The sequence below is a fragment of the Rahnella sp. ATs2 genome, from assembly GCF_051851855.1.
Lineage (GTDB): Bacteria > Pseudomonadota > Gammaproteobacteria > Enterobacterales > Enterobacteriaceae > Rahnella > Rahnella variigena.
The window spans coordinates 17,034-39,298 of the sequence record NZ_JBLYPL010000014.1 but is presented as its reverse complement, the minus strand read 5'-3'; the positions used below and the strand labels follow the sequence as shown (position 1 = coordinate 39,298).

15 protein-coding genes are annotated in these 22,265 nt (G+C 55.9%); 9 read left to right on the top strand and 6 right to left on the bottom strand.

All coding sequences use genetic code 11. The features are described from left to right. Positions 1 to 20: 20 nt before the first annotated feature. The 3 genes from bcsB to ACJY2G_RS15945 all read left to right on the top strand — a co-directional run bounded on the left by bcsB (position 21) and on the right by ACJY2G_RS15945 (position 5,984). Positions 21 to 2,348: a cellulose biosynthesis cyclic di-GMP-binding regulatory protein BcsB gene (bcsB, locus tag ACJY2G_RS15955; protein WP_430320528.1), complete on the top strand. Its 2,328-nt coding sequence runs from the start codon at positions 21 to 23 to the stop codon at positions 2,346 to 2,348. Positions 2,349 to 2,370: 22 nt separating this feature from the next. Continuing rightward, a complete protein-coding gene (locus ACJY2G_RS15950; protein WP_439291938.1) occupies positions 2,371 to 5,643 on the top strand; it encodes a cellulose synthase subunit BcsC-related outer membrane protein in 3,273 nt (1,090 codons plus the stop codon). A 164-nt stretch (positions 5,644 to 5,807) separates the two neighbouring features. Beyond that, a complete protein-coding gene (locus ACJY2G_RS15945; RefSeq protein ID WP_430320527.1) occupies positions 5,808 to 5,984 on the top strand; it encodes a hypothetical protein in 177 nt (58 codons plus the stop codon). A 315-nt stretch (positions 5,985 to 6,299) separates the two neighbouring features. Here the strand turns inward: ACJY2G_RS15945 and hutG are convergent, their stop codons facing one another. The 3 genes from hutG to hutC form a co-directional block, all read right to left on the bottom strand. Then, the gene (gene hutG, locus ACJY2G_RS15940; protein WP_430320526.1) at positions 6,300 to 7,136 is read right to left on the bottom strand and encodes an N-formylglutamate deformylase; all 837 of its coding nucleotides are present in this window, start codon (positions 7,134 to 7,136) and stop codon (positions 6,300 to 6,302) included. Then, positions 7,133 to 8,395, bottom strand: a complete 1,263-nt coding sequence (gene hutI / locus ACJY2G_RS15935) for an imidazolonepropionase (protein WP_430320525.1) — start codon at positions 8,393 to 8,395, stop codon at positions 7,133 to 7,135. Before hutI ends, hutG begins: the two co-directional genes overlap by 4 nt. A 195-nt stretch (positions 8,396 to 8,590) precedes the next feature. Further along, positions 8,591 to 9,391 (bottom strand): histidine utilization repressor, encoded by an 801-nt coding sequence (hutC, locus tag ACJY2G_RS15930; protein WP_430320573.1) that lies wholly within the window; start codon positions 9,389 to 9,391, stop codon positions 8,591 to 8,593. A 308-nt stretch (positions 9,392 to 9,699) separates the two neighbouring features. On the opposite strand from hutC, the gene ACJY2G_RS15925 reads away from it, so the two are divergent. From ACJY2G_RS15925 to ACJY2G_RS15900, 6 genes are all read left to right on the top strand, one after another. Then, on the top strand, positions 9,700 to 11,073 hold the full coding sequence (locus tag ACJY2G_RS15925; RefSeq protein ID WP_430320524.1) for a formimidoylglutamate deiminase: 1,374 nt from the start codon (positions 9,700 to 9,702) through the stop codon (positions 11,071 to 11,073). Then, positions 11,070 to 11,672 (top strand): HutD/Ves family protein, encoded by a 603-nt coding sequence (locus ACJY2G_RS15920; RefSeq protein ID WP_430320523.1) that lies wholly within the window; start codon positions 11,070 to 11,072, stop codon positions 11,670 to 11,672. Before ACJY2G_RS15925 ends, ACJY2G_RS15920 begins: the two co-directional genes overlap by 4 nt. Before the next feature lie 93 nt (positions 11,673 to 11,765). After that, positions 11,766 to 13,316 carry a histidine ammonia-lyase gene (gene hutH / locus ACJY2G_RS15915; protein WP_430320522.1) on the top strand — a complete coding sequence of 517 codons (1,551 nt, stop codon included), beginning with the start codon at positions 11,766 to 11,768 and terminating at the stop codon, positions 13,314 to 13,316. A 42-nt stretch (positions 13,317 to 13,358) separates the two neighbouring features. Next, the gene (gene hutU, locus ACJY2G_RS15910) at positions 13,359 to 15,041 is read left to right on the top strand and encodes a urocanate hydratase (RefSeq protein ID WP_159282513.1); all 1,683 of its coding nucleotides are present in this window, start codon (positions 13,359 to 13,361) and stop codon (positions 15,039 to 15,041) included. Between the two features lie 731 nt (positions 15,042 to 15,772). Further along, the gene (locus tag ACJY2G_RS15905) at positions 15,773 to 16,819 is read left to right on the top strand and encodes an oxidoreductase (RefSeq protein WP_430320521.1); all 1,047 of its coding nucleotides are present in this window, start codon (positions 15,773 to 15,775) and stop codon (positions 16,817 to 16,819) included. 79 nt (positions 16,820 to 16,898) lie between these two features. Next, positions 16,899 to 17,918 (top strand): bile acid:sodium symporter family protein, encoded by a 1,020-nt coding sequence (locus ACJY2G_RS15900; RefSeq protein WP_439291922.1) that lies wholly within the window; start codon positions 16,899 to 16,901, stop codon positions 17,916 to 17,918. Positions 17,919 to 17,983: 65 nt separating this feature from the next. On the opposite strand, the gene add is transcribed toward ACJY2G_RS15900, so the two are convergent. The 3 genes from add to malX form a co-directional block, all read right to left on the bottom strand. Beyond that, positions 17,984 to 18,982 carry an adenosine deaminase gene (gene add / locus ACJY2G_RS15895; RefSeq protein ID WP_430320519.1) on the bottom strand — a complete coding sequence of 333 codons (999 nt, stop codon included), beginning with the start codon at positions 18,980 to 18,982 and terminating at the stop codon, positions 17,984 to 17,986. A gap of 218 nt (positions 18,983 to 19,200) precedes the next feature. Then, complete coding sequence (locus ACJY2G_RS15890) at positions 19,201 to 20,388, bottom strand: MalY/PatB family protein (RefSeq protein ID WP_430320518.1); 1,188 nt, start codon at positions 20,386 to 20,388, stop codon at positions 19,201 to 19,203. 61 nt (positions 20,389 to 20,449) lie between these two features. Next, positions 20,450 to 22,063, bottom strand: a complete 1,614-nt coding sequence (malX, locus tag ACJY2G_RS15885; RefSeq protein WP_439291921.1) for a maltose/glucose-specific PTS transporter subunit IIBC — start codon at positions 22,061 to 22,063, stop codon at positions 20,450 to 20,452. Positions 22,064 to 22,265 lie beyond the last annotated feature (202 nt).

The window sequence follows — 22,265 nt, the reverse complement described above, 5'->3', positions numbered from 1 at the left end:
TTTTGATGGCATCCGCCCTGATGTCATTGGCGGTGGGTTCAGTGGCTCCGGCCTTCGGTGCGCCAGCTCCAGCCAGTGCAGGCAATCAACCCGTTCCCGCAGTTTCTGCGGACAATATCACGCCGTCGGCTCAGACGCAGGTGACATTACCGGTGGTTGCACCGGCAGTCGATCCGATGATCATTCCGGGCGCGCCGGTGCGCAGTGTCACGCTGCCGTTTGCGGATGTGGCGCCGACGCCGGGTGCGATTACCCTGCGCGGCATTCAGCCTAACGGTCAGATTGAATTCGGTGTGCGCAGTGATGAAGTGGTCACACAGGCGATGCTGAATCTGGAATTCACACCGTCACCGTCGCTGATCCCGGTACAGTCGCATCTTAAGGTGTATCTCAATGACCAGCTGATGGGCGTTGAAGTGATCGACAAAGATCAGCTCGGCAAGAAAAACCACTTACAGATGGCGATTGATCCGCGCTATGTCACAGACTTCAACCGCATCCGTCTGGAATTTATCGGCCATTACCAGAATGTTTGTGAGAACCCGGCCAATACCACGCTGTGGCTGGAGATCGGCAAGGGCAGTTCGCTGAGTCTGCAATACCAAAAACTGCCGCTGAGCAACGATCTGGCGCATTTCCCGGTGCCGTTCTTTGATGCGCGTGACAGTCGTCCGCTGGATTTGCCGATGGTCTTTGCCGGGTCGCCGGACGCCACCCAGCAACAGGCGGCGGCAATTCTTGCCTCCTGGTTCGGGACCAAAGCGCAGTGGCGCGGTCAGTCGTTCCCGACGCTGTATAACCAGATGCCGGACAGTCATGCCATTGTGTTTGCCACCAATGACAAGCGCCCGGATTTCCTCAAAGCGTTGCCGCCGGTGAAAGGGCCGGTGGTGCAGATGGTCAGCCGCCCGGATAATCCTTACGTGAAAATGCTGCTGATTTTAGGGCGTGACGATAAGGATCTGCTGACGGCGGTGAAAGGCATCGCGCAGGGCAACATCCTGTTCCGTGGTGAAGCCATCGGCGTGGATAATGTTGACCAGGCTCAGCCACGTCAGCCGTACGATGCGCCAAACTGGGTGCGCACCGACCGCCCGATGAACTTTGGTGAACTGAAACAGTACGCCGAACAGTTGCAGTCAGACGGTATTCAGCCGAACCCGATTACGCTCAATATCAATCTGCCGCCGGACTTGTTCCTCATCAACAGCACCGGTATCGATATGCGGCTGAAATATCGTTATACGTCGCCGCAGCTGAAAAATACCTCGCGCCTGAGCATCAGCCTGAATAACCAGTTTGTGCAGGACCTGACCCTGAAAACCGGTCACGATCAGGATTCACAACTGCTGCATCTTTCCCTGTTGCAGGGACTGCTCGATGGCAGCAAAGACCTGAACATTCCGGCGCTGAAACTCGGTGCCGTGAACCAGATGCGCTTTGATTTCGACTACACCTCGCTGCTGGCCAGCGGCACGGAAGGTCGCTGCGAAACCTACACCACGGTGCCAAATCATGTGGTGATTGACGACAGTTCAACCATCGACTTCTCCGGTTACCGTCACTTTATGGCGATGCCGGATTTACGTGCGTTCGCCAATGCTGGTTTCCCGTTCAGCCGCATGGCCGATTTGTCCCAGACGCTGGTGCTGGTTCAGCCGCAACCGCAGCCGGTGCAGCTGACTACGCTGCTTGATGCGATGGGCAATATTGGCGCGCTCACCGGGTATCCGGCGCTCGGCGTGGGGCTGACGGAAGATACTGCTAAAGCCAAATCGACCGATGCGGATTTACTGGTGATCGGCAGTCTGCCGGAAAGTCTGCGTGACGACAGTATGCGCGATGACAAAAAAGCCAATTTGCTGATCACTGCCGCACGCGACGCCGTGAATACGCCCATCCGCCAGACTCCGCTGCCGGACAATACGGCACCGGCGAGTGACGCTCAGGTGGATACCCGTGCGCAAATCACGGCGCAGGGCCCGATAGCCGCAGTCGTCGGTATGCAGTCACCGTATTTTGACCAGCGCAGCGTCGTGGCGCTGATGGCGAACAGCCCGCAAGGCTTTGAAATGCTCAACACCTCGATGCAGGACACTAAACAACGCGCGCAGGTCTTCGGATCGGTCAGCGTGGTGCGTGATTCCGGCGTCAGCAGCCTGAGAGTGGGCGACACTTACTACGTCGGTCATCTGCCATGGTGGGAACGTGTGTGGAATGCGCTGGCGACCCATCCGGTTTTGCTGGCGGTGATGGCGGTGATCGTGGTGTTGCTGGCAGCGATTCTGTTGTGGACCGGCCTGCGTTCTCTGGCGCGTCGTCGTCTGTCTGATGATGACCAGGAATAAGCACGTGAACACCTGTCACAAAATGCGTTTTCCTCTCAACCGGCTGGCCCTGACGTTAGGGCTAGCTCTGCTGGCTGCGCCGGCGATTTCAGCGCCGGTGGTTTCTCCCGAACAGTGGCTGCTGGAACAGGTGCGGGTCGGGGAGGCCAGCCATCAGGATGATTTAGTGCGCCAGTCGCTGTTCCGCCTCGAACTGATGGATCCGCAAAATCCTAAGGTGCTTTCAGCCCGTTTGCGTTTGCTTCTGCGTGAAGGCGATCAGGCCAAAGCACAGCAGCAACTGGAAAAAATCAAACAGGTGGCGCCCGGCTCCGACGATTACCGGCAGGCAGAACTCAGCCTGAAAATCGCCTCGCCAGAGATGCAGCAAAAGTTGCAACAGACGCGTCTGCTGGCGACGGCAGGGCGGCTGGATGAAGCCAAAGCGCAGTACGACGAACTCTTTGGCGGCCAGCCGCCGACGCTTGATCTGGCCGTTGAATACTGGCAACTGATCGCCCGCCTCCCGGGGCAAAAAGCCCGCGCTCAGGCGCAGCTTCAGGCGCTGAATAACCAATATCCTGGCGATGTTCAGCTGCGTCTGCAACTGGCGCAGATGGCCTTTGAGCAGGGTGATGACGCCAGAGCAGTGGGGCTTATCAAACAGGTTGCTGCCACCAACGAAGGGCGTTCACCCGCCGCCGATTTATGGCTGGCGCGCATTAAAGACCAGCCGGTAGGTAATGCCAGCGTCGACGCCCTGCAGCAGTTTATTGCCACCTTTGATACCGGTCCGCAGGTGATTGCGGCACAGCAGGAACTCCAGCGTCAGCAGGGGTTACTGGCCGACCCGCGTTATCAGGCACGTATCCGTGGTCTGGCGCAAATTGACAAAGGCGGTTCTACCGGCGCGATCGCACCGCTGAAACAGGCTTTACAGGCTACGCCAAATGATGCCGAAGTGCTGGGCGCGATGGGGCTGGCCTATTCCCGCGCCGGTAACCGCCAGCAGGCACTGACGATGTTCCAGCGCGCTAAAGCCGCAGAAACCGATGGCTATAACGCCGGAAAATGGAACAGCCTGATCCAGACCAACAGTTACTGGCTGAAAGTCGATCAGGGCGATAAGGCACTGAAGGCCGGTCAGCTCGAGCAGGCCGAAGCGGCTTATCAGCAGGCGCAGCGCCTTGATCCGCGCGACCCGTGGGCACCCGTCGGGCTGGGTGATGTGGCGGTGGCACGTAAAAACGATCCACAAGCCGAACAGGCTTATCGCCGTGCGCTGATGCTGGAGCGTGATAACAGCAGTGCCCAGCGCGGACTGGCAAACATTTATCAGCGACAGTCGCCGCAAAAAGCTCTTGATTACATCAATTCATTACCGGCGGCGTCACGGGCAAAACTCAGTGACAAACAGCGCGGTTTACAAAGTGACATTGTCACAGAGCAGGCAGAAAAATACGTCGCCGAGCGCAACTGGAATCAGGCAGCGAACCGTTACGCCGAAGCGCTGAAATTCAATCCGGATGATGTCTGGGCCACATATCACTACGCTGAAACGCTGAGGGAAGCAGGCGAACCGGCCAAAGCCGATGCTGTTTTCGCACAGTTTGCGGTGAAGCATCCTTCCGACCCGCAACAGGTTTACGCCTATTCGCTGTATCTCTCTGGTTCAGACCGCGATGATGCGGCATTGCGTCATCTGCACACCTTGCCGGAAGCAAGATGGGACGAGAATATGCGCGAAATGGCACAGCGCATCCGGCTGGACAAAACGCTCACTGCAATTGATGCCTCGCTGGCTGCGGGAAATACCGCGCAGGCGAAACAGGAATTACAGCAGGCCAGTCTTCAGGGGCTGAGCCTCAATCAGCAGCGTCGTGTGGCGATGGCGTGGCTGGATGTCGGTGAAACCAGCAGAGCGGCATCCTTGTTACAACCGCTGAAAGCTGCCGCCGCATCACAACCCGCAGGACAGGATAAGGCGCTGATTTATCGTAACGCTGCCAATGTTGAACAACAGCTTGGTCAGCCGCAGCTGGCGCGACAGGATTACGAGCAGGCGATGGTCGCCAGCGGCATCACCGATATATTGCCGCAGGACAACGACGGTTATACGCGGCTGACGCGAAACAATGCGGGGGATGACTGGCTTAAACGCGGCATCCGTTCTGACGCGCATGATTTGTACCGCCAGCAGGACGTGAATTTTACCGTGGATACGGATTCCTGGACCTCAAGCGGGACGCCGGGTAAATCCGATCTCACTGCCAACACCACCATGTTCCAGGCCGATATGCCGGTTTATCAGGGGCGCGGATTCCTGCGTGCCGACTGGGTGCGTATGGATGCCGGAACGTTCGACAATGAAAACGGCAACTATGAGGCGAGCTTCGGTACCTGTAGCGATCAAAACTGCCGCAGTTATCGCAGCCAGACAGCCAATGGCCTCAGCCTGGGCGCGGGCTGGGAAAATGACAAATGGAAAGGGGATCTGGGCACCACGCCGCTCGGCTTCCAGGTGGTCAACTGGGTCGGCGGACTGGCTTACAGCGGCGACTGGGACCAGATTGGCTGGACGACCACCGTTTCGCGGCGTCCGGTCTCCAGCTCGTTACTCTCGTTTGCCGGCGCAAAAGATCCGGGTACAGGCACCACCTGGGGCGGCGTTATCGCGACCGGTGGCAGTCTGGGTTTGAGCTACGATCAGGGGCTGGCAAACGGCGTCTGGGCTGACCTGAGTGCGCATCAGCTGACGGGTAAAAATGTCGAAGACAACACCCGTGAGCGCCTGATGGGCGGGTATTACTATAAAGTCATCAATGAGGATAACCGCCGCGCGACCGTTGGTCTGAGTTCGATGGTCTGGCATTACCAGAAAGATCTCAGCGGCTATACGTTGGGACAGGGCGGCTATTACAGTCCGCAGCAATATTTCTCGGTTTCCGTGCCGGTTAATTATCGCCAGCGTACTGAGAACTGGTCATGGCAGCTGGGCGGTTCGGTTTCCTGGTCGCGCTCTTCGACCAGTGACCAAAAGCGTTATCCGATACAAAATTTGATCCCGGATTCGTTACCGGATAAAAGCGCCATCGAAACCGGCAGCAGCGGTTCTGGCTTCGGATATACCGTGCAGGCACTGCTTGAGCGCCGTGTCAGCTCTCACTGGACGGTCGGCGGCGGTATCGATATTCAGCAGGCTAAAGATTACACACCAAGCCATTTCCTGCTGTACGCGAGATATTCGATGAGCGGCTGGCAGGGGGATCTGGATATGCCGCCGGAGCCGTTAGTGCCGTATGCGGACTTTAAGTAATGCCAGACCGGGCATTAGGGTGGTTTTTCGCTGGCGCGAGGCTTTTCTCGCTTACAGAACGTTTGCAGCGGTGGTTGGATCGAGATGATTTCGGTTTCTCAATAGCAGAGATCACTTATCGCGCTGCGCCGAAACCGCCCAAAAGGGGCCATGACGGGCCCCTCTTGGATCTCCCTCGTCTTAAACTGCGCGCTATCGCTGGAACGACGGGCATGTTCTGGGGCATCAGTGAGTGGCGCAAAATGTCATCGCTGCGCGATCCCCGAATTTCAGGTGCCGAGCCTCTGGTCTCGAACCATTCATTCGGTGCCATTTTTGAGCACGCCAATCAACTTTTCTAAAAGATGAAAAATAGTCTGCCGTTGACTTTAAGATCGTGCGGGCGATTCAGAAATCTTGCTGAACGGAGCGGCCTGGAGACCAAAGGCTCCAGGACCGAGTGAAGGCACCGCGCAGCGGCAAGATTTCCAGCCTGTCACTGCGGTAACTGAAACATAGCCAGCGAGCGGAGCGCGCAGTTAAAAAACGCAGGATTCCAAAGGGTTTCGTTTAAAACCCTTTGGGCCCGTGTGGGCGGCGAGCCCACGACCTTGACCTTAAGGCCAGTTTGGGTTGCAACCCAAGGTCTTGCCCTTAGTGGTCAGCGAAAAGCGAAATTAAACAGCGCCCTGTTTATAAGCATCCTCCCCCCATCTCACCATCCCCTCGAGCAACCGCTTCAACAACACCTGTAATTCAGCTGCCTTATCAGGCGCAAAAGCGAATGGCTCGATCTCCTCCATGTAATTCACCTGCGCCAGCTCCAGCTGAACGGCGTGAATATCCAGGTCCGGCTGACCGTAAGCACGGGTGATGTAGCCCCCTTTAAACCGGCCATTCAGGACATGACTGAACCGCGATTGCTGGTTACAGATGCGTTCGAGGATTTCACTCAGCGCCGGTGAACAGCTGGCGCCGCTGTTGGTGCCGAGATTTAAATCGGGAAGCTGACCGTCGAAAAGACGGGGGATGACTGATGCAATGGAATGCGCGTCAAACAGCAGCGCGTAGCCGAATTCCTGCTTCATGCGCGCCAGTTCTGACCGGATTTTCTGGTGATACGGCTGCCAGATCTGTTCAAGATATTGCTGGCGCCGGGCATCTGCTGGCGTCATACCCGGTTTGAACGTAGCGCGGCCATCAAACAGCGTATCGGGATATAAACCCGTCGTGGCAGTGGTATACAGCGGTTTATCGTCTGAAGGCCGGTTCAGGTCGATAACAAAACGGGAATACTGACCGACCAGAATGCTGGCACCGAGCGCCCGCGCAAAATCGTACAACTGCGGAATATGCCAGTCGGTATCTGAAAGCGGCAGCGCGGCATCACTCAGACCGCTGGCGACCTCCGGCGTCAGGTGCGTTCCGGCGTGGGGAATGCTGATCAGTAAGGGCGCGGTACCTTGCGTAAACTGGTAAGGTTCGGCGATAAAAGTGTCAGTTGACAGGCTCATGAACGAAACTCTCCCCGGACTTCTCCACGAAAGACAACGGTGCAGGGCAGCTGCCCGCCCAGCCAGTAAACCAGCTCAGCAGGACGCGACAGCGGCCAGTGTATGAAATCAGCGACTTTTCCGGCTTCCAGCGTGCCGTGCGTATCCTGTAACCCGAGCGCCCGCGCGCCGTGGCAGGTGATCCCTGCCAGCGCTTCTTCAGGCGTCAGGCGGAACAAGGTACAGCCCATGTTCAGCATCAGACGCAGAGAAAGTGCAGGGGATGTCCCCGGATTGGCATCACTGGCCAGTGCCATAGGCACGTGATATTTGCGAAACTCATTAACCGGCGGACATTGTGTCTCGCGCAGTAAATAATAGGCACCGGGCAGTAAAACAGCCACGGTGCCGCTGGCAGCCATTGCCTGTGCATCTTCGGGTGTGGCGTATTCCAGATGATCGGCGGATAACGCATGGTGCCGTGCCGCCATTGTGCTGCCGTGCAGCGAAGACAATTGTTCGGCGTGTAATTTCACCGGCAAACCCAAAGCCTGCGCGGCGATAAATACCCGCTCAACCTGTGCCGGAGAAAAGGCCAGATGCTCACAAAACGCATCCACCGCATCGGCCAGATTTTCACTGGCGACGACCGGTAACAGCGTATCGCAGATGAGATCAATGTAGTCATCGGCACGCCCTTTGAATTCTGGCGGCAGGGCATGAGCTGCCAGACAGGTGGATTTCACCTCGACCGGCAACATATGGCCCAGTCTGCGGATCACCCGCAACATTTTGAGCTCACTTTCTACGCTCAGCCCGTAACCGGATTTAATCTCAACGCAGGTCACGCCCTCTGCCAGCAGCGGTTGTAAGCGAAACAGGGCCTGCGCCAGCAGCTGGTCTTCGCTGGCTTCACGGGTGGCGTTGACGGTCGATAAAATCCCGCCGCCAGCTGCCGCGATGTCGGCATAACTTACGCCGTTCAGCCGCTGTTCAAACTCTGCGCTGCGATCTCCGCCGAACACCAGATGCGTATGACAATCGACAAAGCCGGGCGTGATGATGCCGCCCTCAAATTCATGCACTTTTGCGCCGGGAAAATCGGGGCAATGGTCGGCGCTGCCGGTCCAGACGATTTTTCCGCCGGTAACCGCAATTACGCCGTTTTCGATCAGGTTGTAATGTCCGTCCTGCATAGTCACCAGCGTGGCACCGCGCCATACACTTTCGCAGTCAGAGGGGGGGGCGGAGGAAAATTGTGGGGAGAGGGCTACCGGCATGACAAAGACTCCAGGCTGAATTTATCTTGTATAGACAACTAAAGTCAACCTAACGCATAACCCGCAAAGCGGCAAGGCAGCCAGCAATAGTTTTTTCTTATTACGAGATGTCTTCCAAAATTTGAATGAAGATTTGGATGAAGGTTTGTATGAACAGATAGCGGCGCTCAACGCCGCTATTAAGGTGTGCCGGGGTCAGCCGTGGCTGGAGAAACGGCCGAATAACTGATAGCGGGAACCCGGATAAATCAGGCGTGCTGAGGTGACCACGCGGCTGCCGCTCCAGGTACGGCGGTGGATCAGGAGGCAGGGCTCATGTTCGCCCAGTTGCAACAATTCGCGTTGTTCATCGCTGGCGCTGATAGCTTCCACGCGATGTTCACCTGCAGTCAGCGGCGCGATTTCCATCAGATAGGTATAAGGCGACTGCTTGTTCAGCACCTGCTGCAAATAGTCTGGCGCAGTGTCGGGATTCACAAACCGGTCTTCGATTTGTACCGGTACATTGTTTTCGTAATGCACAATTTGCGAATAAAACAGCAGGGCACCGGTCGCGATCCCCAGCTGAAGCGCCTGATCGGCATCGGCCAGCCTGGCCTCACACACCAGGATCCTGCTGTCATGCTGATGCCCCCGCCGGGCGATTTCATCGGCAATGTTATGCACTTCCAGCATCGGGGTATAAGCCTTGGCTTCAGCAACAAAGGTGCCGACCCCCTGCATGCGGATCAAAAATCCTTCGCTGGTCAGCTCCCGCAGGGCGCGGTTGATGGTCATGCGGCTGACGCCAAGCTCGTTCACCAGTTCACTTTCAGAAGGCACGCGCTGGTGCGGTTTCCAGACACCGGCACGGATCTGACTGATGATTGCCTGTTTCACCCGCTGATAAATCGGCGCGGGCGTATCGCTCATGGCGCCCGCCAGTTCGGACAATGTCTGCCGGGACACTTCCTCTTGCGCGGTACCCGTCTGCGACAGTGGCGTGGTCTCCGGCATGTCATTTACCTCACTCAACTTTTTCTCTCCCTCAATTTTATCTCACCCGACTCTTATCTCAGCCCACTTTTATCTCAACCAACAAGTGCGGGGCGTATCGTGAACGTTTTACCAGTCTGCACGTTAGTTTCTCCCGGAGGAAATTAAACAAAGAGGGCGTGACGGAAAACTAATTTAAAAAAAAAGGACAGTTGCAAGTTTACAGCGCAATCAGGCATATGTATATGTATAGACAAGTTGCTAAAAGGTTTCGCAATTGTCTCATGAAAATTGCGCTTATGTTTTTCTTGCTGACCTGGAACGCTGTTATGCCTGCTTATTTTGCTTCTCGCGCCTTACTTGCCCGGGGCTGGGCACACAATGTGCGTCTGGACGTAGATGTTACCGGATACCTTTCTGCTGTAACGCCTGACAGTGATCCGCAGGGCTGCCAGCGCCTCAACGGCCCGGTTGTGCCGGGAATGCCTAATCTGCATTCCCATGCGTTTCAGCGGGTGATGGCCGGGCTGGCAGAAGTTGCCGGCGATCCGCAGGACAGTTTCTGGACCTGGCGTGATCTGATGTATCGCATGGTGCTGCATCTTACACCCGAACAGGTCGGTGTGATTGCCCGCCAGCTGTACATCGAAATGCTCAAGGGCGGCTATACGCAGGTGGCTGAATTCCACTATCTGCATAACGACATCAACGGGCAGCCCTATGCCGATCGCGGTGAAATGACCGCGCATCTGAGCCACGCCGCCACACAGGCGGGCATCGGCCTGACAATGTTGCCGGTACTTTACAGTTATGCCGGATTTGGCGCTCAGCCCGCGCAGGCAGGGCAAAAACGTTTCATACAGGATGCAGACTGCTATCTGAAGCAACAGGAAATTATCCGCAAACAACTGAACGGCAATCCGCTGCAAAATCAGGGGCTGTGTTTCCATTCCCTGCGCGCTGTGACGCTTGAGCAAATGCAACAGGTGCTGAACGCCGGTGACAAAAATGTGCCTGTGCATATCCACATCGCTGAGCAGCAAAAAGAAGTGAATGACTGTCTGGGCTGGAGCGGTCAGCGCCCGATCAGCTGGCTTTATGACAATCTGGATATTGATGCCCGCTGGTGCCTGATCCACGCCACTCACGCTGACCGCTTTGAACTGGCGAGCATGGCAAAAAGTGGGGTGGTGGCAGGGCTGTGCCCGACCACTGAAGCGAATCTTGGCGACGGGATTTTCCCTGGTGTGGATTATCTGACTCATGCTGGCCGATGGGGTATTGGCTCTGACAGCCATGTATCACTCAATGTGGTGGAAGAACTGCGCTGGTTTGAATACGGGCAGCGTTTGCGTGACCAGCGCCGCAACCGCCTGACCACTCCTGCACAAAATTCAGTGGGGGACGTGTTGTATAGCCAGGCATTGCAGGGCGGTGGACAGGCCTGCGGGGCAGCCATCGGACAGCTTTCGGCAGGGTATCGCGCTGACTGGCTGGTACTCGACGGCAACAGTCCTTATCTGGCTGCGGCAAAAGACGGTGAACTGCTTAACCGCTGGTTGTTTGCCGGTAATGCCGGGCAAATCCGCGATGTCTATGTCGGCGGTATCGCGCGCATTACAGACGGGCAGCATGAGCAACAACAGGCTGCGGCTGCGGACTTTCTGCACCTGCTGGATCAGCTGGCGGAGGACGCTGTATGACAGACTGGCAGCATTTCACCTTTGACAGTCTGCCGGTCAGCCCGTGGCGCAACGGCGGTGGTGAGACCCGCGAAATCATCAGCTATCCGCCGGGTAAAAGTGATTTTGAATGGCGCATCAGCATTGCCACTGTCGCGCAGGACGGCCCGTTTTCGGCCTTTCCGGGTATTGACCGCTCCATTACTTTGCTTAGCGGTGATGGCGTGTATTTACAGGCATTGCCGGACATCGACCATGCTCTCACTGTTACAGGCGAACCCTTTTCATTTAGCGGGGATATCGCGCTCAGCGCCCGTCTGACGGGCGGTGTGACGACAGATTTCAACGTGATGACACGCCGTACAGTTTGCGCCGCGCGGGTCGTGCCTGTCAGGGAAAGCCTGTGCTTCAGCCTTGAGAAAGGCGGGGTAATTTATGTCATCAGCGGGATATGGCAACGTCAGGATGGCACGCTGATCCGGGCGGGTGAGGGTTATTACTGGTCTGAACCGGCAGAACATCGTAGGGAGTCACTGACTCTGAAACCCGTTGAACAAGTGGACGGGTGCCTGTTGTTGTGGGCATCGATGATTTCACCGGAACACGTTTCTATACCTTAGTTTTTAGCATTGTCATGAATACATAAACACCCGGCGGACAGCGTTCTTAGCCGGGTTTACTTCCCGTCTCACTTGTCTATACAGGAATAGATTATGGCTTCTTCATCCACTGAATTCACCCTTTGCCGCCTGCAACCGGGTCACGTTGACTTGCCGATGCTGCGCAGGATTTATCAGGGCAATGTCCGCCTTGAACTTGCTGAGGAGGCGCGTGCAGGCGTGCTGGCATCGCAGGAGACGGTCACCCGCATCGTGGAATCTGGCAAAGTGGTGTACGGCATTAACACCGGTTTCGGCAAGCTGGCGCAAACGCGTATTCCGGCAGAGCGTCTGGCGGAACTGCAACGCAATCTGGTGCTGTCGCACAGTGTGGGTATCGGCAAGGATCTGGCTGACAATGTGGTGCGTCTGGTGATGGCGACCAAAGTGCTGAGCCTGTCACGCGGGCATTCCGGTATCCGCATCGAAGTGATTGATGCGCTGATTGCGCTGTTTAACGCCGGCGTTTATCCGTGCATTCCTGAGAAGGGTTCCGTAGGGGCTTCCGGTGACTTAGCGCCGCTGGCGCATCTTTCCCTGATGCTGATTGGTGAAGGTCAGGTGACAGCAAAAGGTGAAAAAATGTCAGCCACGCAAGGGCTGGCCACCGCCGGTCTGAAGCCTTTCGAACTGGGTCCGAAAGAGGGGCTGGCGCTGCTCAATGGTACGCAGGTTTCGACCTCGCTGGCGCTGTCCGGTTTGTTCGAAGCCGAGCGTGTCTTCTCCGCAGGGCTGGTGGCGGGTGCGCTGTCGCTGGAAGCCATCAAAGGTTCAGTCAGACCGCTGGACTCGCGTATTCATGAAGCCCGCGGACAGTTGGGACAGGTTAGCGTGGCGGCAGCACTGACCACTTTGCTGACCGGCAGTGACATTGTCACTTCTCATGCGGATTGTAGCCGCGTTCAGGATCCGTATTCCATCCGCTGCGTACCGCAGGTCATGGGCGCCTGCCTCGATAACCTGCATCATGCCGCACGCATTCTGCGTATCGAAGCCAATGCGGCGTCTGATAACCCGCTGGTGTTTTCTGAAAACGGGGATGTGATTTCCGGCGGTAACTTCCATGCCGAGCCGGTGGCGTTCGCCGCTGACATCATCGCACTGGCTGTTGCCGAAATCGGTGCGATCTCCGAACGCCGCATGGCACTGCTGCTGGATACGGGACTTTCCGGTCTGCCGCCTTTCCTGGTCAACGACGGCGGGGTGAACTCCGGCTTTATGATTGCGCAGGTGACGGCCGCTGCGCTGGCATCAGAAAACAAATCACTGGCACATCCTGGCAGCGTGGACAGCCTGCCGACTTCGGCGAATCAGGAAGATCATGTTTCTATGGCGACCTACGCCGCACGCCGTCTGGGTGACATGTGCTTTAACACCAGCGTCGTGGTGGGCATTGAAGCGATGGCGGCGGCTCAGGGGATCGACTTCCACCGTCCGCTGCAAAGTTCGGCCACGCTGGAAAATGAGATGAAAGCCATCCGCGAAAACGTGGCGTTCCTGGAGAAAGACCGCCTGATGGCGCCGGACGTGGAAATGATGCGTCTTTGGGCTTCCCGTGAACACTGGCCGGCTGCGATTGAAGCGCTGCTGCCAAGCTTTGCCTGAAACTATTTCTGAATCCGAATCTGAATTTTAGAGGAAACGACAATGAACGCTCCACAAAAAACGGCGGTTGCCCGTGTTGTCCGTGCGCCACATGGCACAGAACTGAGCTGCCAGAACTGGCTGATTGAAGCGGCGTACCGCATGATCCAGAACAACCTGGATCCGGATGTCGCTGAGCGCCCGGAAGATCTGGTGGTGTATGGCGGGATTGGTAAAGCAGCGCGTAACTGGCCTGCGTTTGAAGGCATTCTCGAAAGTCTGCGCAAGCTACGCGAAGACGAAACCCTGCTGGTGCAGTCCGGCAAACCGGTGGGTGTTTTCCGCACCCACACTGACGCACCACGTGTGCTGATTGCCAACTCCAACATTGTGCCGCACTGGGCGAACTGGGATCACTTCCACGAGCTGGATAAAGCCGGTCTGATGATGTACGGCCAGATGACCGCCGGTTCCTGGATTTACATCGGTGCGCAGGGCATCGTGCAGGGTACATATGAAACCTTTGCGGAAGCAGGGCGTCAGCATTACAACAGCGACCTGCGTGGCAAATGGATCCTCACTGCCGGTCTGGGCGGCATGGGCGGTGCTCAGCCACTGGCGGGCGTGCTGGCCGGTGCCTGTGTGCTGGCGATTGAATGTCAGGAATCGCGCATTGATTTCCGTCTGCGCACCCGTTATCTCGATTACAAAGCGCACAGCATTGATGAAGCGCTGGCGATGATTGAAAAAGCCTGCGCTGAGAAGAAAGCCATTTCTGTTGGCCTGCTGGGGAATGCCGCTGAAATCATGCCAGAGCTGGTGGCACGTGCCAAAGAAGGCGGTTTGCGCCCGGATATCGTTACTGACCAGACTTCTGCCCATGACCCGCTGAACGGCTATCTGCCGGAAGGCTGGAGCCTGGAGAAATGGCAGGAGTCACGTCAGTCAGACCCGCAGTCTGTGGTAAAAGCCGCGCGCGCGTCGATGGCTAAACACGTTCAGGCGATGCTGGATTTCCATGCGATGGGTATTCCGACCGTGGATTACGGCAACAATATCCGTCAGGTCGCTAAAGACGAAGGCGTTGCTAATGCCTTTGATTTCCCGGGTTTTGTACCGGCTTACATTCGTCCGCTGTTCTGTGAAGGTAAAGGCCCGTTCCGCTGGGTAGCGCTTTCCGGGGATCCGGAAGATATCTATAAAACCGACGCCAAACTGAAAGAGTTATTCCCGGATAACGCCAATCTTATCAACTGGCTGGATATGGCGCGTGAGCGGATTGCCTTCCAGGGATTACCGGCACGTATTTGCTGGCTTGGGCTGGGCGAGCGTCACATTGCCGGTCTGGCGTTCAATGAAATGGTACGCAACGGTGAGCTGAAAGCGCCGGTAGTAATTGGCCGTGATCATCTGGACACCGGTTCTGTGGCCTCGCCAAACCGGGAAACCGAAGCCATGAAAGACGGCTCGGATGCGGTTTCCGACTGGCCGCTGCTTAACGCCTTGCTTAATACGGCGGGTGGCGCAACGTGGGTGAGTCTGCATCACGGCGGCGGCGTGGGTATGGGCTTCTCGCAACATGCCGGTATGGTGATCGTGGCCGACGGCACCAAAGAAGCTGATGCGCGGCTTGAACGCGTGCTGTGGAATGACCCGGCGACGGGAGTGATGCGCCATGCGGATGCGGGGTATGATCAGGCGCAGGCGTGCGCAGAACGGAATCATTTGAACCTGCCGATGATCTGACTTGCCTTCCCTAAGGTTAAGACCTTGGGCTCGCCGCCCACACTGGCCTTAAGGTCAAGACCGTGGGCGTCGGCCCACACCGACCAGAGACCCGGTAACGCGCGGGCCTCTGGACTCCGCGCTTTTTCACTGCGCGCTGTCGCAGGTACGACGGACATGTTCCGGCGCATTGGTGAGTGGCGCAAAATGTCATCGCTGCGCGATTTCCGAATTTCAGGTTTCGAGCCATAGGTCTCGAACCGTTCATTCGGTGCCATTTTTGAGCACGCCAATAACTTTTCTAAAAGATAAAAGACATTTTGCCTTTGAATTTAAGATGGTGCGGGTGATTCAGAAATCTTGCTGAACGGAGCGGCTTCGAGACCTATGGCTCGAAGACCGAGAGAAGGAACCGCACAGCGGCAAGATTTCCAGCCTGTCGCCGTGCTTCCTGAAACATAGCCAGCGAGCGTAGCGCGCAGTTAAAAAAACGCAGGATTCCAAAGGGTTTCGTTTAAAACCCTTTGGGCCAGTGTGGGCGGCGAGCCCACGACCTTGACCTTAAGGCCAGTTTGGGTGGCAACCCACGACCTTGACCTTGACCTTAAGGCCCGTTTGGGCGGCGAACCCAATTCTCTGGCCTGTGTGGGCAGCAAGCCCACGAAAAATTTCTCTTGTCCAGCTTTGTAAGCTGGTGTCAAATCAGATGATTAGCGTCCTGACGGGCAAGACCGTTAAATAAAGGAAATCATATGACCCAGACCCTCCGCGTAGGCCTCATCGGCTACGGCTTCGCCAGTAAAACTTTTCATTCCCCGCTGATCGACGGTACGCCCGGTCTGGAACTTGCCGTGGTTTCCAGCAGCGATGCCGGTAAAGTCCATGCCGACTGGCCCAATGTGGCGGTAGTCGATTCGCCGGAAAAGCTGTTTGCTGATGCTTCCATCGATCTGGTGGTGATCCCGACGCCTAATACCACGCATTTCCCTCTGGCTAAGCTGGCGCTGGAAGCCGGTAAACATGTGATCGTGGATAAGCCTTTTACCGTCACGCTGGCAGAAGCCCGCGAGCTGGATGCGCTGGCACGTGAAAAAGGCAAGGTACTGTCGGTGTTCCATAACCGTCGCTGGGATTCCGATTTCCTCACGGTTAAAACGCTGATTGAAGAAGGCGCGCTCGGCGAGGTTGTGTATTTCGAATCCCATTACGATCGCTATAAACCACAGGTGCAGGAACGCTGGCGTGAAAGCGATGCACCGGGCAGCGGTATCTGGTTTGATTTGGGTTCGCATCTGCTGGATCAGGCGCTGCAACTGTTCGGTGTGCCGGAAACCTTGCAGGCTGATCTGGCCGTGCTGCGTCCCGGCGGCAAAGCGGTGGATTATTTTAACGCCGTGCTGACGTATCCGCGCCGTCGCGTCGTGCTGCACAGCACCGTGTATGCAGTGGCAGAAACAGCGCGCTTTATCGTGCAGGGTGAAAAGGGCAGCTACGTGAAATTTGGTCTGGATCCACAGGAGGATCGACTGAAAGCCGGTGAACGTTTACCACAAGCTGACTGGGGATTCGACAAACGAGATGGCGTGATTACGCTGAGTCACGATGGCGTGTTGGCTGAGAAATCACTGCAGACCATTCCGGGCAATTATCCGGCCTATTATGCCGGTGTGCGCGATGCGATTAACGGACAGGGCGATAATCCGGTACCGGCCGCAGATGCTATCCGCGTCATGGAAATGATCGAACTGGGGATCCAGTCCTCTGAGCAACAGGCGACGCTGAAAGTCATTAAGAACTAATAAGTCGTCTGCGTTTATGAAGTGTCACTTTCGTGGCACTTTTATTTTTCATTTGTTATTCACTTTGCAAGGAAGGTTCATGTCCTGGTTACAACGTCTGAAAATCGACAAATTTTTGCTGATCCTGGTCTGTGTCGTCGTCGTCGCTTCATTTTTCCCGTGTGAAGGAATTTATAAAATCTTCTTCGGCTACCTGACCACGGCCGCTATCGCGCTGCTGTTCTTTATGCATGGGGCGAAGCTTTCCCGTGAAGCCATTATGGCGGGGATCAGCCACTGGCGCTTGCATCTGGTGGTGTTCCTCAGCACCTTCGCGCTGTTCCCGCTCCTGGGTCTGGGCATGAAATGGCTGGTGCCAGTGGGTATTTTGACGCCGACGTTGTATTACGGCTTCCTGTATCTTTGCGCACTGCCAGCGACCGTGCAGTCGGCGATTGCTTATACCTCAGTGGCGGGTGGTAATATTCCGGCGGCGATTTGCAGCGCGTCGGCATCCAGTATTCTCGGCGTATTCCTCTCGCCGGTGCTGGTTGGCTTGCTGATGCACACGCAGGGCGGCACCAGTGACACCTTGCACGCCATCGGATCTATCGTTTTACAGCTGATGGTGCCGTTTATTATCGGGCATCTGTGCCGTCCGCTGATTGGTGCGTGGGTGCAGCGTCATAAAAAAATCGTCAATATTACTGACCGTTCTTCGATACTGCTGGTGGTTTATGTGGCATTCAGCGCTGCCGTGGTTGAAGGGATATGGCATCAGATCGACGGATGGTCACTGCTGGCGATCCTCGGTTGTTCAATTGTGCTGCTGACGATTGTGCTGATTATCAACACCTACGTGGCCCGTCTGTTTGGTTTCAATACCAAAGATGAAATCACTATTGTGTTCTGCGGCTCGAAGAAAAGTCTGGCGAACGGTATTCCGATGGCGAATGTGCTGTTCCCGGCGGCGGCTGTGGGCGCGATGGTGTTGCCACTGATGATTTTCCATCAGATCCAGCTGATGGTCTGCGCGGTGCTGGCTTCGCGTTATGCCAAACGTGTGGCGCGTGAAGAAGCTGAAGCGGTAGTGAAGAAAGAAGAAGTTAAGCCGGTTTAACACACTGAATAAAAAAGAAAAGGGCGGGAATAGTATCCCGCCCTTTTTTGTTGCTTAAAAAACAGTTACGCGGACACTTTATCGCGAATAGCCTGCTTCTCAGTTTCAGTCAGGAACGCCATAGTCAGGCCATTCTTTTGCGCCTGACGGATTTCTTCCTGAGTCAGACCAGCAGCTGGCGCGGCAACGTTATATTCGTTGGCAATCTCGATACCCTGAACCGCCGGGTCATCGGTATTGATAGACGCCAGCACGCCGTGGCGCAGGAATACTGCCAGCGGGTGGTTTTCGAAAGAGCCGACGGTGCTGGTCTGAATGTTTGAAGTCAGACAGGATTCGATACCAATCTGGTGCTTCGCCAGGAAGTCCATCAGTTCAGGGTCTTGCGCCGCTTTCACGCCGTGGCCGATACGTTCTGCACCCAGTTCACGGATAGCCTGCCAGATGCTTTCCGGACCTGCCGCTTCACCGGCATGAACGGTAATGCGCCAGCCCGCGTCACGTGCGCGGTTAAAGTGGCTGAGGAACAAGCTGCCGGGGAAGCCCAGTTCATCACCGGCCAGATCCAGCGCGGTAATGCCATCGCGGTGCGCCAGTAGGCCTTCCAGTTCCTGCAGACAGGCGTCTTCACCAAAAGTACGGCTCAGAATGCCGATCAGACGCACATCGATATCATGATGTTGCTGACCTTCGCGGATCCCTTCAATCACCGCTTCCACCACGCCAGCCACCGGCAGTTTGTGGTTCATCGCCATGTAGTAAGGGGAGAAACGCAGTTCGGTGTAATGCAGACCGGCACGCGCGGCATCTTCAACGTTCTCTTTAGCAATACGGCGGCAGGCATCCAGATCGCCCAGCACTTTGACGCCCCAGTCGAGTTTTTGCAGAAAACTCACCAGATCCGGCTCGGTATGCATCACCTGCACGTGCGGGCGCAGGGCTTCGATTTCATTGGCAGGCAGGGTCAGATTAAACTGACGGCCTAAATCGAGAATGGTTTGAGCGCGGATGTTGCCATCAAGGTGGCGGTGAATATCGGTCAGGGGAAGGCGTGTGTCGATCATGGTGTGCACTCATTATTATTGAAATGTGCGGGGTATTATAACTGTAGAATCACCCTGAATGAAATGTTGTTGCGCAACTAAGCTCCTCCCCCTTCGCAGGGGGAGGTCAGGAGGGGGTTTCACAGACCAGACCATCGCCTGTGGGGTCACTTAACCCGTTGTTTCTCTTGTGATACCCCACCCCAACCCTCCCCTTCGCAGGGGAGGGAGCTGCACGGTTATTGCTGCAAGTTTTTTATTGCGCGGATCAAAGCCTGTACACCGGCTTCCACCTTCGAACGCGGGCAACCGACGTTCAGGCGCAGGAAGCCGTTGCCTTCTTCGCCGTAGGTATAACCCGGCATGATCGCGACTTTTTGATGTTCGATCAGCTCTTTTTGCAGCTGTTTATCGTCAAGCCCCAGCGGACGTAAATCAATCCACGCCAGATAGGTAGACTGCGGTGGTTGCCAGTTGAGCTGCGGGAATGCGGCATTCAGCTGGTCTGCGACGTAATGCAGATTGGCTTTCAGGTATTCACGTAACGCATCCAGCCAGGGTTCACCGTGGTGATACGCTGCCACGTGGGCGTGAACCGCCAGCACCGCAGGAGACGATAACCCGTCACAGGCTTTCAGCTGATGCAGGTAAGTTTCGCGCTGTGCCTTGTGGCTGATCAGCCCGTAAGCGCCGGTCAGCGCAGGGATGTTGAAGCTTTTCGAGCCTGACGTCAGTAATGCCCATTCACCGCGCGCAACTTCATTCCACGGCGTATGCTGATTTTCGCCCCAGACCATATCCATATGGATTTCATCACTGATCACCCGCACGTTGTGACGTTCACACAGCTCAGCGATCAGCGTCAGTTCTTCGCGCGTCCAGACTTTACCGGTCGGATTGTGCGGGCTGCACAGCAACAGCAAGGAGCAGGCCGGTTGCGCCAGCAGGCTTTCCAGATGTTCAGCATTCAGCGACCAGTCGTTACCGTTTTTGATCAGCGGACAGGCCAGCATCTGGCGCTTATTGCCATCCACTACTTTAAAGAATGCGTCGTAGGCGGGCGTAAATGTCACCACGCTGTCACCCGGCTGGCTCCACTGGCGGATAAGTTGCGCAACCATATAAATCACTGACGGGCCATACACCACCATGTCAGTGTCAATCTGGCTGTTAAAACGCTGCTGATACCAGTGCGCCACCGCGTCGAGGAAATCGTCATGATGCCAGCGGCTGTAACCGAGAACGCCGTGTTGCAGGCGTTTTTGCAGCGCATCAAGAATGCACGGCGCGGCGGGGAAATCCATGTCTGAGATGGTAAAGGGCAACAGGTCGGCGCTGCCAAAACGGTCGGCGACATAATCCCACTGAGTACACCAGGTGCCATGACGATCGGTCACGGTATCGAAATCAAAAGAAGCTGAGGACATTCGTTTCACTCCCTGAATAAAGCAGAAAAGGGCGACATAAGTCGCCCTGTTAATCAGAATTTTACGCGGTGACCGGTTCCGGTGCGCTGTGACTGGCCGCGGTGCGGATCAGGTAATCCAGTTCATCTTTCACTGACTGCACCTGCGGGCCGATAACCACTTGCAGGTTGTGCTCGTTAAGATGCACGACACCAATCGCACGGTTAGCTTTCAGCGTAGCATCGTCAACCAGTGACATATCCGCAACCGAAAGACGCAGACGCGTGATGCAGTTATCCAGTGAAACGATGTTACCGGCACCGCCCAGCGCGCTCAGAATAACCGGCACGTTGTAGCCAGATTTGCTGGAAGACGGTACGGCTGCTGCGGCTGGCATATTCTCAGATTCACGACCCGGCGTTTTAATGTTAAAGCGCATGATGGAGAAGCGGAAGATTGCGTAGTAAGCCGCGAACCAGATAGCGGCCACCAGCGGCACCAGATACCATTTGGTCGCTGTACCGTGCAGGATACCGAAGACCACGAAATCGATGATGTTGCCATCAGTATTACCGATGGTTACACCCAGAACCGACATGATCGTGAAGCCCAGACCGGTCAGCAGTGCGTGGATAACATACAGAACCGGTGCCACGAACAGGAACAGGAATTCGATCGGTTCAGTCGTACCGCCAACCACACAAGCTACTACGCCGGAAATCAGCAGGCCTTTAATTTTATGACGGTTTTCTGGTTTCGCGCAGTGGTACATCGCCAGTGCTGCACCCGGTAAGCCGCCGAGGAAGGCTGGCATTTTACCCTGAGACAGGAACTGCGTCGCGCTTTCAGAGAAACCGTGAGTGGTCGGACAGGAAAGCTGCGCCTGGAAGATAGTCAGTGCGCCGCTCACTTCGCGACCACAAACATCCAGCGTGCCGCCTGCTTCAGTGAAGCGGATCAGCGCAACCAGAATGTGATGCAGACCGAAAGGTAACAGCAGACGTTCACCGGAACCGAAGATCATCGGACCAAACACGCCCGCGCCCTGGATCAGACGGCCAAGACCGTTGATCCCTGCGGGGAAGAAAGGCCAGATCAGCGGGATAATCAAACCAACCAGACCCAGCACCACGGTCGTCACGATAGGCACGAAACGGGTACCGCCGAAGAACGCCAGTGCATCCGGCAGACGGATGGTGTTGTAACGTTCATGCAGGATGTAAACGATGATACCAACAATGACCGCGCCCAGAATACCGGTGTCGATAGACTGGATCCCGAGGATCATCTGAATGTTGTTGGCTTTCAGAACCGCCGGATCCACTGTCGGCAACGTACCGTTAGCAGTGAGGAAGAAGTTGATCGCCAGGTTCAGCACTGCGAAACCGACGAAGCCGGAGAACGCGGCGACACCTTTGTTTTCACGCGCCATGCCCAGCGGGATAGCGATAGCGAACATCACCGGCAGGAAGCTGAACGCGAACGAACCGACCTTGCTCATCCAGACGAAAATCAGCTGGAGAATGGGATTACCTAAAGCAGGCAACAACGTAACCACGTCGTGACTGCTTAATGAACTGCCGATACCCAGCATGATGCCGCAGAAGGACAGCAAGGCGACCGGCAACATGAAGGTTTTCCCTAAGCTTTGGAAAAATTCCCAAAGTGTAATTTTTTGTTTTTTAGTGGCAGGCATACCCGCTCCCTGAGTTGTTTTATTAGGCTGTGTGGTGACGGCGGCTAAGATAAAACGTTTTACCTAAATAATACGTGTTGTACCTCACATTATTCGATCATGCCCGTACAGCGCTGGTAAAGTGGAGGTTAAACGTTTTACTCATTACGTCAAATTAGGTATAACTGTCTGACCACGCTAATTTTTCCTGCGGTAGAATTCC